The sequence below is a fragment of the Arthrobacter sp. M2012083 genome (assembly GCF_000281065.1).
Classification (GTDB): domain Bacteria; phylum Actinomycetota; class Actinomycetes; order Actinomycetales; family Micrococcaceae; genus Arthrobacter.
In genome coordinates, this window is the sequence record NZ_AKKK01000062.1 from 1 (window position 1) to 12,464 (window position 12,464).

The 12,464-nt window shown below is 61.2% G+C and carries 14 protein-coding genes; 4 read left to right on the forward strand and 10 right to left on the reverse strand.

Annotated elements, in window-relative coordinates:
• Window positions 1-931: HNH endonuclease (locus A477_RS22585; protein ID WP_017200555.1), on the forward strand; the 931-nt coding region annotated here is incomplete at its 5' end.
• 101 nt (window positions 932-1,032) lie between these two features.
• Here A477_RS22585 and nrdF read toward each other — a convergent pair.
• The 4 genes from nrdF to nrdH form a co-directional block, all read right to left on the reverse strand.
• Window positions 1,033-2,007 (reverse strand): class 1b ribonucleoside-diphosphate reductase subunit beta, encoded by a 975-nt coding sequence (nrdF, locus tag A477_RS0119525; protein ID WP_011775019.1) that lies wholly within the window; start codon window positions 2,005-2,007, stop codon window positions 1,033-1,035.
• Between the two features lie 121 nt (window positions 2,008-2,128).
• Window positions 2,129-4,270, reverse strand: a complete 2,142-nt coding sequence (gene nrdE / locus A477_RS0119530) for a class 1b ribonucleoside-diphosphate reductase subunit alpha (RefSeq protein WP_017200556.1) — start codon at window positions 4,268-4,270, stop codon at window positions 2,129-2,131.
• An 11-nt stretch (window positions 4,271-4,281) separates the two neighbouring features.
• Entirely contained in the window at window positions 4,282-4,752 is a 471-nt protein-coding gene (gene nrdI / locus A477_RS0119535; RefSeq protein WP_017200557.1) for a class Ib ribonucleoside-diphosphate reductase assembly flavoprotein NrdI, read from the reverse strand.
• A 63-nt stretch (window positions 4,753-4,815) separates the two neighbouring features.
• Window positions 4,816-5,058 (reverse strand): glutaredoxin-like protein NrdH, encoded by a 243-nt coding sequence (gene nrdH, locus A477_RS0119540; RefSeq protein WP_011775022.1) that lies wholly within the window; start codon window positions 5,056-5,058, stop codon window positions 4,816-4,818.
• A 394-nt stretch (window positions 5,059-5,452) separates the two neighbouring features.
• On the opposite strand from nrdH, the gene A477_RS0119545 reads away from it, so the two are divergent.
• Together A477_RS0119545 and A477_RS0119550 are read left to right on the forward strand one after the other, a co-directional pair.
• A complete protein-coding gene (locus A477_RS0119545; RefSeq protein ID WP_017200558.1) occupies window positions 5,453-6,418 on the forward strand; it encodes a LysR family transcriptional regulator in 966 nt (321 codons plus the stop codon).
• Window positions 6,419-6,468: 50 nt separating this feature from the next.
• Window positions 6,469-6,975 (forward strand): DUF2004 domain-containing protein, encoded by a 507-nt coding sequence (locus tag A477_RS0119550; protein ID WP_017200559.1) that lies wholly within the window; start codon window positions 6,469-6,471, stop codon window positions 6,973-6,975.
• Window positions 6,976-7,026: 51 nt separating this feature from the next.
• On the opposite strand, the gene A477_RS0119555 is transcribed toward A477_RS0119550, so the two are convergent.
• From A477_RS0119555 to A477_RS0119580, 6 genes are read right to left on the reverse strand one after another with little or no spacing between them, the layout of a single operon-like run.
• The gene (locus tag A477_RS0119555; protein ID WP_017200560.1) at window positions 7,027-7,734 is read right to left on the reverse strand and encodes a hypothetical protein; all 708 of its coding nucleotides are present in this window, start codon (window positions 7,732-7,734) and stop codon (window positions 7,027-7,029) included.
• Window positions 7,731-8,747: a vWA domain-containing protein gene (locus tag A477_RS0119560; RefSeq protein ID WP_026005783.1), complete on the reverse strand. Its 1,017-nt coding sequence runs from the start codon at window positions 8,745-8,747 to the stop codon at window positions 7,731-7,733. The genes A477_RS0119555 and A477_RS0119560 overlap by 4 nt, the downstream gene beginning before the upstream one ends.
• Entirely contained in the window at window positions 8,729-9,736 is a 1,008-nt protein-coding gene (locus tag A477_RS0119565) for a vWA domain-containing protein (RefSeq protein WP_017200562.1), read from the reverse strand. Before A477_RS0119565 ends, A477_RS0119560 begins: the two co-directional genes overlap by 19 nt.
• Complete coding sequence (locus tag A477_RS0119570) at window positions 9,727-10,203, reverse strand: hypothetical protein (protein WP_017200563.1); 477 nt, start codon at window positions 10,201-10,203, stop codon at window positions 9,727-9,729. Before A477_RS0119570 ends, A477_RS0119565 begins: the two co-directional genes overlap by 10 nt.
• The gene (locus A477_RS0119575; protein WP_017200564.1) at window positions 10,193-11,122 is read right to left on the reverse strand and encodes a DUF58 domain-containing protein; all 930 of its coding nucleotides are present in this window, start codon (window positions 11,120-11,122) and stop codon (window positions 10,193-10,195) included. Before A477_RS0119575 ends, A477_RS0119570 begins: the two co-directional genes overlap by 11 nt.
• A gap of 12 nt (window positions 11,123-11,134) precedes the next feature.
• Window positions 11,135-12,142, reverse strand: coding sequence for an AAA family ATPase (locus A477_RS0119580; RefSeq protein WP_017200565.1), 1,008 nt, complete (start codon window positions 12,140-12,142; stop codon window positions 11,135-11,137).
• A gap of 115 nt (window positions 12,143-12,257) precedes the next feature.
• Between A477_RS0119580 and A477_RS0119585 the strand changes: the two genes are divergently transcribed.
• Entirely contained in the window at window positions 12,258-12,461 is a 204-nt protein-coding gene (locus tag A477_RS0119585; protein WP_237715847.1) for a hypothetical protein, read from the forward strand.
• Window positions 12,462-12,464: the final 3 nt, after the last annotated feature.

Genomic DNA, 12,464 nt, shown 5'->3' on the forward strand with positions numbered 1-12,464 from the left:
TGCGGCGTATCGGCGGGATCCGCGGTCGGTGGTCGGGCGCGCCAGCCGTGCCGCCGCCGAGCGGATGGTGAGCCTGCGCCCGGCCCCGGACACCATGACGTACCTGACCGCCCTGCTGCCGGTCGCCCAAGGGGTGGCGGTTTACGCTGCTCTTTGCCAGGCTGCTGATTCGGCCCGTTCCAGCGGTGATGCGGGCTCTGGCGTTGTCCCGACCCGTGGTCAGGTCATGGCCGATACCTTGGTCGAGCGCGTCACCGGCACACCTGGCGGGATTTCAGGGATCAACCTGGACCTTGTCATGACCGACCGCACCCTGTTCCAAGGCGACAGCGAACCAGCCCGGCTCAAGGGTTACGGAATCGTCCCCGCAGAATGGGGAAGGGTACTTCTCGGCCCGGGACAAACCGCAACCGCGAAACCGACTGCAACCCAGGGGCAGACCGCAACCCTGGAACTGACCGCAACCTTGGGGCAGGCAGCGGCGAACCTATCCTCCGGCCGGGGGCGAACCGGCAAAGATCACGCGGGAACGCCGGATACAGAGCTCAGTGTCTGGCTTCGGCGGCTTTACACCGCGCCGGCCACGGGTGAGCTCCTGAGCATGGACTCCAAAGCCCGGCTCTTCCCGAGGCGGCTTCGGCGTTTCATTGAAACCCGCGACGATACCTGCCGGATGCCGTACTGTGATGCGCCCATCCGGCATATCGACCATGTGGTTCCTTGGCGTTCCGGAGGGAAAACGAACCTCGCCAACGGTGCAGGACTGTGCGAGGCGTGCAACCACACCAAGGAAAACCCCGGCTGGGCCAGCAAAACCGTACATGCTGACGCGCACGGGGGCGTCCACACCCTGGAAATCAGCACCCCCACCGGACACAGCTACCAATCCAAAGCCCCACCCCTGCCCGGACACCGCCCCTCCAGAACATAGACATCCACCGGCTGGAGCTGCGACGCCTCAAGTTGCGCACAAAAAAGCGGACAGCGATTGCTCGCTGTCCGCCTCCTAAAAGACGACTAATAGACGTCGTCTTAGAACTCCCAGTCTTCATCCTCCGTGTTGACAGCCTTGCCAATCACGTAGGAAGAGCCTGAGCCGGAGAAGAAGTCGTGGTTCTCATCCGCGTTCGGGGACAGGGCCGAAAGGATGGCCGGGTTCACATCGGTGACGGACGCCGGGAACATGGCCTCGTAGCCGAGGTTCATGAGGGCCTTGTTGGCGTTGTAGTGCAGGAACTTCTTGACGTCCTCGGCCAGGCCGACACCGTCGTAGAGGTCGTGCGTGTACTGGACTTCGTTTTCGTACAGCTCGAAGAGCAGCTCGAAGGTGTAGTCCTTGATTTCCTGCTTGCGGGCCTCGGAAACCTTCTCCAAGCCCTTCTGGAACTTGTAGCCGATGTAGTAACCGTGCACGGCCTCGTCGCGAATGATGAGGCGGATGAGGTCGGCCGTGTTCGTGAGCTTGGCGCGCGAAGACCAGTACATGGGCAGGTAGAAGCCCGAGTAGAACAGGAAGCTCTCCAGCAGCGTGGAAGCAACCTTGCGCTTCAGGGGATCGTCACCTTGGTAGTAGTCCATGACGATCTGAGCCTTCTTCTGCAGGTTCTCGTTCTCGAGGGACCAGCGGAAAGCGTCGTCAATCTCCTTGGTGGAGCACAGCGTGGAGAAGATGGACGAGTAGGACTTGGCGTGCACCGACTCCATGAAAGCGATGTTGGTGTACACGGCTTCTTCGTGTGGGGTGATCGCGTCCGGAATCAGCGAAACGGCGCCGACGGTGCCCTGGATGGTGTCCAGGAGAGTAAGGCCGGTAAACACGCGCATGGTGAGCTGCTGCTCGTCGGGCGTCAGCGTGTGCCACGACTGGACGTCGTTGGACAGCGGCACCTTCTCCGGCAACCAGAAGTTGTTGACCAGTCGGTTCCAGACTTCCACGTCCTTGTCGTCCTGGATCTTGTTCCAGTTGATGGCCTCGACGTGTGTCAGCAGCTTGACCTTTTCGGTCATTTCATCCCCTTAAGCGATGGTTTTCTTGAGATAAGCCTACGACGGCGGGTGGTAACCCGCCGTCGTACTCTTTAGTTTTGTTTGCGGCTAAAGCCGCGATTTATCAACCGATAAAGGCTGATCACAGCATGCAGCTAACGCAGCCTTCCACCTCAGTGCCCTCCAGCGCGAGCTGGCGGAGACGGATGTAGTAGAGGGTCTTGATGCCCTTGCGCCATGCGTAGATCTGCGCCTTGTTGATGTCGCGCGTCGTGGCGGTGTCCTTGAAGAACAGCGTCAAGGACAGGCCCTGGTCCACGTGCTGCGTGGCAGCGGCGTAGGTGTCGATGATCTTCTCGTAGCCGATTTCGTAGGCATCCTGGTAGTACTCCAGGTTGTCGTTGGTCAGGTAAGGGGCCGGGTAGTAAACGCGGCCGATCTTGCCTTCCTTGCGGATTTCGATCTTGGCGGCCACCGGGTGGATCGAGGACGTGGAGTTGTTGATGTAGCTGATGGAACCGGTGGGCGGAACGGCCTGCAGGTTCTGGTTGTAGATACCGTGCTCCATGACGGAAGCCTTCAGCTCGCGCCAGTCATCCTGGGTGGGGATGTGGTGGCCGGCGAAGAGCTCGCGGACGCGTTCCGTCTCCGGAACCCATTCCTGCTCGGTGTACTTGTCGAAGAACTCACCGGAAGCGTAGGTGGACTTCTCGAAGCCGCCGAACTTCTGGCCGGTCTCGATGGCCAGGCGGTTCGAAGCGCGCAGGGCGTGGAACAGCACCGTGTAGAAGTAGATGTTGGTGAAGTCCAGGCCCTCTTCGGAACCGTAGTGGACGTGCTCACGGGCAAGGTAGCCGTGGAGGTTCATCTGTCCGAGGCCAATCGCGTGGCTCTGGGCATTGCCCTGGGCGATGGAAGGCACGGAGTTGATGTACGACATGTCCGAAACAGCGCTGAGGGCGCGGATGGAGGTCTCAATGGAGAGCCCAAAGTCCGGCGAATCCATGGTCTTGGCGATGTTCATGGAACCGAGGTTGCAGGAAATGTCCTTGCCAACGGTCTCGTAGCTCAGGTCCTCGGCGTAGATGGACGGCGAAGAAACCTGCAGGATCTCCGAGCACAGGTTGCTCATGGTGATCTTGCCATCAATCGGGTTGGCCCGGTTCACGGTGTCCTCGAACATGATGTACGGGTAGCCGGACTCGAACTGGATCTCCGCGAGGGTCTGGAAGAACTCGCGGGCGCTGATCTTGGTCTTCTTGATCCGGGAATCATCAACCATCTCGTAGTACTTCTCGGTCACCGAAATATCGGAGAACGGAACGCCGTAGACCTTCTCGACGTCGTACGGGGAGAAGAGGTACATGTCCTCGTTCTTCTTGGCGAGCTCGAACGTGATGTCCGGAACCACAACGCCCAAGGAGAGCGTCTTGATGCGGATCTTCTCGTCGGCGTTCTCACGCTTGGTGTCCAGGAAGCGGTGGATGTCCGGGTGGTGGGCATGCAGGTACACGGCACCTGCGCCCTGGCGGGCACCGAGCTGGTTGGCGTAGGAGAAGCTGTCTTCAAGGAGCTTCATCACGGGAATGACGCCGGAGGACTGGTTCTCGATCTGCTTGATCGGGGCACCGTGCTCGCGGATGTTGGTGAGCGAAAGGGCTACACCGCCGCCGCGCTTGGAAAGCTGCAGCGCGGAGTTGATGGCGCGGGCAATCGACTCCATGTTGTCTTCAATGCGGAGCAGGAAGCAGGAGACGAGCTCGCCTCGCTGTGCCTTTCCGGCGTTTAGGAACGTGGGGGTAGCCGGCTGGAAGCGGCCGTCAATGATTTCGTCGACGAGGCGGTTGGCCAGCTCTTCGTTACCGCGGGCCAGGTGCAGGGCCACCATGCAGACGCGGTCTTCGTAGCGCTCAAGGAAACGCTTGCCGTCAAAAGTCTTCAGCGTGTAGGACGTGTAGAACTTGAAGGCGCCGAGGAAGGTCTCGAAGCGGAACTTCTTCTTGTACGCGCGATTGAAGAGGTCGCGGATGAAGTTCATCGTGTACTGGTCGAGGGTTTCGCGCTCGTAGTACTGGTTCTTCACCAGGTAGTCGAGCTTCTCTTCCAGGTCGTGGAAGAACACCGTGTTGTTGTTCACGTGCTGCAGGAAGTACTGGTGCGCAGCTTCACGGTCGGCTTCGAACTGGATCTCACCGTTGGGGCCATACAGGTTCAGCATGGCGTTGAGCTCGTGATAACCCAGGCCCTTGAAAGCCTCAGGCAGCGGCTTCTTGACCGTGTCCACAGCGCCCCCGGTTACTTCTGTTTCTGCGACAGTTGTGTCCAAAACTTTTCCAGCCCTTCGTTGACCCGTTGAACGTCTTCCGGCGTCCCCATGAGTTCAAATTTGTAAAGATGCGGCACCTTGCACTTAACGGAGATGATGTCCCCCGCTGCGCAGTAGTTATCCGCGAAATTGGTGTTCCCTGCTCCAATAACACCCCGGATCAGTTTCCTGTTCCGGGGATCGTTCAAAAACCTGATGACCTGTTTCGGCACCGAACCTTCGCCGTTTGTTCCGCCGTAAGTGGGCAGTACAAGGACGAACGGTTCGAGGGCCTGCAGCGGAGCATCCTGGGCATATAAAGGGATGCGCGCTGCATCCCTGCCCAATTTTTGGACGAATCGTTTGGTGTTCTCGGAGGTCGAGGAAAAGTAGATCAGGTGACTCCTGGTGGTGACAGCTTCCGCAGCTTCGCGAACGGTTGCCGCTGCCAGCGGTGCCATGGGAGTCACCTCGACTACATAGGAATTCTGAGTTTGCTGTGGTGGCGAAGTTTGAATGGAAACTTAGGCCACGGAGGAAACAGCCTGGGCCAGTTCCTCGATCTTGTCCGGGCGGAAACCAGACCAGTGGTCCTGCTCGGTCACGACAACCGGCGCCTGCATGTAGCCCAGGGCCTTGAGGCGCTCGAGGGCCTCGGCATCCTGGGAGATGTCGACACTCTGGTAGGCAATGCCCTTCTTGTCGAGTGCACGGTAGGTTGCGTTGCACTGAACACAGGCCGGCTTCGTGTAAACCGTAACGGTCATGATCCCTGTCCCCTTAGTTGAAGTCTGTCGCTCTTCGTATCTGGCGGGCTCAACCGGAACTAGGTTCTGAATCCGATACCGGCCCGCGGGCTGCCGTGACAGCCAACACGCTTATTTAGTCTTGTGCTGGTTTCCCGCTCAATCCGTAAATCGATACTACATGTAGTGCAAGCGCCTCGCCGGAACCCCAAGATGATGTATTACAAGTATGTCATTCAATCCACCGCTCGTCCACAGGCGGGGGCCCTCAAAATGTCCGTGATTCCGCCGAATTGAGAGATGTCATCCACACCCTGTGGACTACTTAGCCACATTTAATCTTCAGCGTGTCGCCCGGATACGGCGTGTCGTGACACTTTGAAAATGTGGCGTGGCGAACAGCTAAAATCGGCTGATGGTCAACCTTCTCCATCTCCGCACGTTGATGGAGGTCACCCGGTTGGGTTCCTTCGCAGCCGCTGCCGCCCAACTCGGCTACACAGCTTCAGCAGTCTCCCAACAGATGGCTGCGCTGGAACGCGATACCGGCGTCGAGCTCTTCCAGCGGTCAGCCCGCAGCGTTGTCCCAACGGAGGCCGCGTTGACCATGACCCGGCACGCCTCGAAAGTGCTGACCGACGTCGAGGCCCTCATGGCAGCAGCCTCCAGGACCAATGACTCCCCCGCGCAGGAGCTGAGGCTTGGCATTTTCCCCAGCCTCGCAACCTACGTACTGCCGGACATCCTCAGGAATGAGCGATGGAGCGGACTGGGTATCGAGCTGCGGGTCTCCGTGGCCGAGCCGGCACAAACCATTCAAGGCCTGCGCAGCGGCGGTGAACTGGATGTGGCGCTGGTCTACCAGGTAGGGCAGTCCGGCCTGGCGTGGCCTCATTCACTCGAACGCCAGTGGATTGGCGACGACGACTTCCGCGTAGTGCTGCCGGCATCCTGGAAGATCCGCGAGGACGCCGAGATCGAAGCAGCACATCTATCCGATATGCCGTGGATCGTCCACCATCCCGGCACCAGCGATGCCTTGGTGATCGAACGCCTGTTCGCCAGCTGCAACCTGCACCCACGGGTGGTGGCGTACAGCGACGACTTCCACGCGAGCCTGGAGATGACAGCCGCCGGCCTTGGTGCCTCGCTGGTACCGGAGCTGGCACTGCGCAACCGGCCACCCGGCGTCGTGGTTCTTGACGTACCGGACATCCGGCTGGCGCGGAACGTGTTCGCCCTGCTCATCAACGAAAAGCGCACAGCCCAAGTGCAGTTGTTCACACAGCTGCTTGCGGACACCCTCAGGGACACCTCCGGAAAGAGTGGCCTTCATCCCCTGAAATCCGCTCCTGTCAAGGGCCGCAAGCTCCAGAGGTGAATTGCGGCGAAGTGCTGGAACCCGCCGGTTGATGGGGTTAGATTGATCACATGGGCAAGGTAGCGAGCAAACATTTTGGGGAGATCGAGCTCAATCACGGGCGTGAACATTGCTTCGTCGCGAGACACGAACTTGGCGGCAACCAGCTTGAGCTGGACCTCAATGTCACCGCGCACGACCACTTCGATGAGGCGGCCATGCGCAAGGTGGACTATAGATTGCGCTTCCTGCCGGAACTCGTGGACCAGGTCAGGGAAATGATCGCCGATGAACTCGACCAGGACGGCACCAACCCCCAACAGTTCCTGCACTTCCACAGCTCGCAGCTCAAGGAAGAGCAACTCGAATCGGTCTTTGGTGTCAGAGACAAGGGCCAGCTCACCAACGACGTCTTCCTGAAAGCCCTCAAACTCGGCCATGTGGCCATCTACCCGGGTCAGCCGGAACGGTACTTCGTGTTGGACTTCACCCTCGGCTCACACTTCACCGACGAGCTGCTGGTAGTGGCAGCTGATGAGGACGGCGTAGTTGACGACGAAATCCTTTGGGAGTCGTAAACAGCTTTCAACTGCGAACGACGCCGGCCGGTCGCAATGTTCGCCGAGAAGTCACCATGGCCTATCTACGCCCGGGGCCTTGTCCGGTCCTCGCAGGTACTCGCCGCGTTCCTGACCTTCCGAACGCTCCCGCTGGGCCTGTTGCGCGTTCTCTTCAAGCTGCTGAAGCTGTTCCTGTTTCGGAGGCGACGGCGCTTCCTGCTTGGGTGTGGATCCACCGTCGTTCCGCGACTCGCCCTGCGTGATTTTGCCGTCCAGCCGATCCTGGGCTGCATCCAGGCTGTCACCTTCTCCGGCGGCGTTTGCCGGACCTTCCGCGTGGCACTGCGGCGGTGCGCTTGTTGCTGCCGCCATGGCTTCCCTGAACAGTTGGGCGGCGGCATCCCGATCCCCCGCGGCATCCCCCAGCTTCTCAATGCTCAGGACCAGATTGACGCGCACTTTGCACTCATCGATGCCGGAGCCGGCTTTCAGGGCTGACTCAAAGTCCTTCCGCGCAGCCGTGAAGTCACCCGCCAAAACGTGGGCATCCCCGGAGGCGAAATGTGCCTTGTGCGGCTCCAGAATGTTGGCCACCTGCAACCAAGACGCCGCGTTGGCCACCCCCTGCTGCTGCCCGGAATCGAAGGACTGACCGGCAGAGGCACCCAGCACCCCAACACTCAGGAGCTTCGCCGCAACTGCGAGCGCCACGAGCGCAGGTGGCGCTGACCAGAGCGAAAGGCTGCTTCGCCGCCGTCGTGCTTTGTCGCCGGTCATGTGGTGGGGTCCTTCCGCATGGCTGGCCGAAGCGTTTGAAGTGCGGTGAGGTGCCGCAACGGCTCGTGGATTGCCAGGAGGAAAGCGGCCAGGGCGAGCAGCCAGTAGAGTTCTACGCGCCCCGGGCCGTCATATGTCATGGCGGTCATGGCGCCGGGGCGGGCCTGGCCCAACATGTCCGATGTTGGCTCGGCGCCTGTTCTGTGGGCGTAGGGGACGTGGAGTTGCCCTGCGATGGTTCGCAACTGCGCTTCGTCAATTCGTGAGACCGCGTCCTGTGGGTTATTGGAGGTTTTGTCCTGCACGTATCCAGCGTCAGGGTCCGCGGTTTCCTTCATCGGGCCGCCCTCACCGGTCCCGTACCCCAGTACCGCTCCCCCGGCCACATGGGTGGCATCCATGGGGGCCGGGGCCGCGGCACTGGTGTTCTCGCCGTCGCCGGCGTAGAAGACGACTGCCGGGCGACCTGGATGTTGCTGATTTGCGGCTGCGAGCCTCTCTTTCAGGAGCTGCGCCGCGCCTGTGACGCTGCTCCCCTTGGCGTATCTGCTGTTTTGGGGTTGCAAGGTGGCCATGGCGGTTTGGAGCGCTGTTGTGTCCTGTGTGAGCGGCATGCGGACGGTTGCTTTGTTGTCGAAGGTGATGAGGGAGAACTTGGCTCCCGCGAGTTCCTTTGCGATGGCCATGACGTCCTGTTTGACCCCTGAAAGCCGGGTGCCGGTTCCGTTGTAGTCTTCGGCTGCCATGCTGGTGCTGGTGTCTACGACGAAGTAGACGTCGAGGTCAGCGGTGGCGGTTTGGGCTTGGCCACCTGCCCAACCGGGACGCAAAGCCGCGAGCAGAAGAAGTACGACGGCGGCGCTCCGCAGGGCTGCGGGCCTCCAGGTTCGAAGCGGCTGGCTTCGAACACGCCTCATGTAGCTCCAGGCAGTGAAGCCCAGCACGGCGACGAATGCCAAGGCCAGGAGGGGCCACGCAATGATGGGGGCGAAGGTCATGGCTCCAGCCGCCATCCGAGCAGCAGCATTCCCGAGCCGGCAAGCAAGGCGATACCCAAAGGCCAGGCGGGTGTATCGGCAACCACTGCCTGCGGTGCCGCGAGGTAGCTCGTGGCCTCGGTTTCCTGCACTTTTTGGACAATGCCCGGCACGGCGGTGGGGCTGTCCAAGGTGAAGTAGGAGCCGCCGGTCCTTTCTGCTGCGGCCCTGAGCTGGGCACCGGGCTGCTCGGGTTGCTCGCCGTAGTCCATGTCGCCGGGGTTCAGGGCGTACACCTTCACGTTTTTCCCGGCGGCCAGGGCTGCGGCCTCGTCCAAGGTAAAGATCGGTGCCCCGGAAAGGAAATTATCAGTGGCCAGCACCACGGACCGTGAGCGCTGGTTGTCTCCTAGCTGGTTGTCCCCTCGCTTGGTATCAGTTGCGCCGGTGTCGGGGAAGCTCTGTATGCAGGATGCCAGTCCGTCACCAATGAGCGAGGAGCCTTCCCCGTTCCAGGTGCCGTCGAAGAAGGACCCGGTACCGCCGTCCAAGGCCTCCTTCGCTTGGGTGAGTTGTTCAGCGGCGTACTGGTAGTCGTCGGTGAGTGGGAAGAGTTGCACACTGCTGCTGTCGAAGATGACCATGCCGATTCTCTCGCCGTCGAACTCCTTGGCGAGGTCTTCGAATACAGCAGCGATAGCGGCATCGGTGCTGGTCATGGACCCGGAGACGTCCAAGCACAGCACGATGTCCCTGTTCCTTATTTCCGGCTGCTCTGTTGTGCGTTGGATGGGCCTTGCAGCTGCCGTGGCGGTCGCAGCGAGGAACACCGCGCCCAACACCACGGCGAGCGCCAAGCGGGTGCGGTGCCGACGTAATGCCTGTTGGTATTCGGGAAGTTCAGTGAGCCGCCCACCGTGCGCGATTGGCCTGGTGCTTTGCGGACGACGGCGCCGGTACAGCCAGGTGGTGATGGTCACCGCTGCTGCCGCCAGGGGAAGTATCCACCAGTAGCTTAGTTCCATGCCAAGACCACCTGACGTGCGGTCTCAGCGGATTGCCTCACCGTATGGACGGGTAGCGGCGCGAACTCGTTGGGATAGATGCCCGCCACAACTGCAGCAAGTTCCATGAGGTCATGGCGGTGGAGGTCGTCGAGGGTCATGGAGGTCACCGGCAGGCCGGTGGCTGCTGCGGCGAACTCCCGCACGAGGAAGCTGAGCCGTTGGTGGGCGTCGCGCTCCGGCAAGCGACCGGCGTCGGCGTCCAGCGCTGTGGCGCTGATTGCCGCCAGGCAGGTGGCCCGAAGTGTCTCAAGGTCAGGCACCACCGTCACCTGACGGGCTGGATCTTCGTGGACCGGCACCATCTTGCGGGCGGGCCGGAAGATCCATACGTACCAAGCCCCGATGATGAGCACCAGAACGAGCCCAAGCCACAACCATTGTGGCTGATACTGCAGGGGCGAATAGAAGCCGGCGTCATCCTGCACGAGTGCTACCCCGGGCGAAGGTTCTTGTGGTGAAGGTTCCGGAGCGGTGCTTTTCCAGGAGTGAGAAGACTGCAGCCAGGACGTTCCCGCTGGCGGTTGTTTGTTCCTCGGCGATTCCCAGCCTGTGGAACACATCTCGCCGCCCCTGGTCGCGTTTGAGCATTGCCGCAGCGTAGGCCGCTCGTACTTTGCCGTCCACGGCCACGGACCGGGGAATTCCACGTCCCGTGCCTACGTCCGTGCTGTCTTGCACCTGGCTCCCTGCCTCACCAGTGAGCTCTGCGTCCCGGAGGGTCAGCCACAGGACTTCGTGCCGGCCTCGCAACCTGCGCATCAGGCTCTCCGTGCGGGCATCCGGCAGGAATTCGTCCGCAATGACAACAATGAGCAGGCGCCCCTTCAGGTACCTCAGCACATAGTCCAGTTGCGCTGCGATGCCACTGGCCGGACCGTCCAGGGAAGCGCTCGCATCCACTTCACGGAGCAGCCGCTCCACATGCTCCTCGCCACTGCGCGGCGGCAGGTACTTGGACTCAACGGCGTTCCCATGCAGGAGCCCCACGTCGTCACCGTGCCGGGAAGCAAGGTACCCCAGGACGCCGGCTGCATGAACGGCGATGTCCTTCTTGGACTCCCCGGAGAATGCCTGTGCTGCCATGTTCCTTCCGGTATCCACCAGTAACAGGACCGTGTGGCGGCGCACTGCGACATAGCGCTTGACCAGGGGTGATCCGTGCCGGGCCGTGGCTTTCCAATCGATGTCACGGACCTCGTCGCCGGGGACATACGACCGGAGTTCGTCGAAGTCCAGGCTGCGTCCTTTGAAGACCGAACCGTATTCGCCGTCAAGAAGGGTCAGTGTCCTACGGTGGGCGAAGATGAACATCTTCGACTTGACGCGTCGGAGGAGGCTGGGCACGTGCAGGCCCTGCTACGGCGTCTGGACGGATGCCAACACGGCATCGATCACGGTTTCCACGGAAATTTCCTCAACCACTGCATCAAATCCGAGAATGATCCGGTGGCGCAAGATCCGATGTGCGAGGTTTTTGACGTCCTCAGGTATGACGTGGTCACGCCCCTTGAGCAGTGCCATGGCGCGGGCTGCCTGGCTGAAGGCGATGCTTGCCCGCGGGCTGGCACCGAATTCCACGACGTTGGCCAGCCTGGGCTCCACATACTGTGAGGCGTTGCGGGTGACGTAAGCGAGTCCCACGATGTAGCGGACGATGGCCGGATCGATGTAGACCCGGCGTACCAATTCCTGGACCTGGACTACGGCGTCAAGGGAGGCGGCCGCCGGAGGCTTCTGGTCCGCGTTGAACACTCCGGCGTCAATGCGCCGGATGACTTCCGCTTCCTCCGCAGGACTTGGATAGTCCAGAACGTCCTTGAGCATGAACCGGTCCATCTGCGCCTCGGGAAGACGATACGTCCCTTCTTGCTCGATGGGGTTCTGCGTAGCGAGCACCAGGAAAGGCTGGGGCAAGGGGTAGGACTCGCCGCCGATGGATGTCTGCCGTTCCTGCATCGCTTCCAGCATGGCGCTCTGGGTCTTGGCACTGGATCGGTTGATCTCGTCCAACAGGACGATGTTGGCGTGGACCGGGCCCAGTTGCGTGACAAACGTGCCTTTGACGGCGTCGAAAATCTGCGTACCGGCGATGTCGCTGGGCAGCAGGTCCGGCGTGCACTGGATCCGGCGAAACTCTGCACTCACCGACTCCGCTATTGCTTGGGCCGCGGTGGTCTTTGCCAGGCCGGGCACACTTTCCAGCAGGACGTGGCCACCGGTCAACAGGCCGATAACCAACGTCTCACGCAGCCTTGCCTGGCCCACCACTTTGTTTTCGAAGCTGCGTACGATGCTCCCGACGAGTTGCTGGGCACGGGCCATGTCCGGTGCATCGATTCCGGCTACGGCTGTGATCTGTTGCACTCGTGGTCCCCTTGCTGGCGCTGATGTGAAACGGCCACTCCATCCAAGCCTTCCTGGAGCAACGCCGCAATGGGGACCCCTCCCCATGTGGTCTTCCTGGGTCTATTCTTTTGCCATGCATCCGCTACCAGCCGCCTATCAGAAGTACCTTGCCTCGCAGGACCAGCACGTCATCGACGCCGTACGGCCGGTTCTCCTCCAGTCTGCAGCAGACCAACGACACGGCGTCCGCATCACCTTCAACAGGGGCCCAACCGGTCACCAAGCCCATCTGGACGAATCCATACCGTACGGGGAGATCATCGAGGACATCGACTGACGC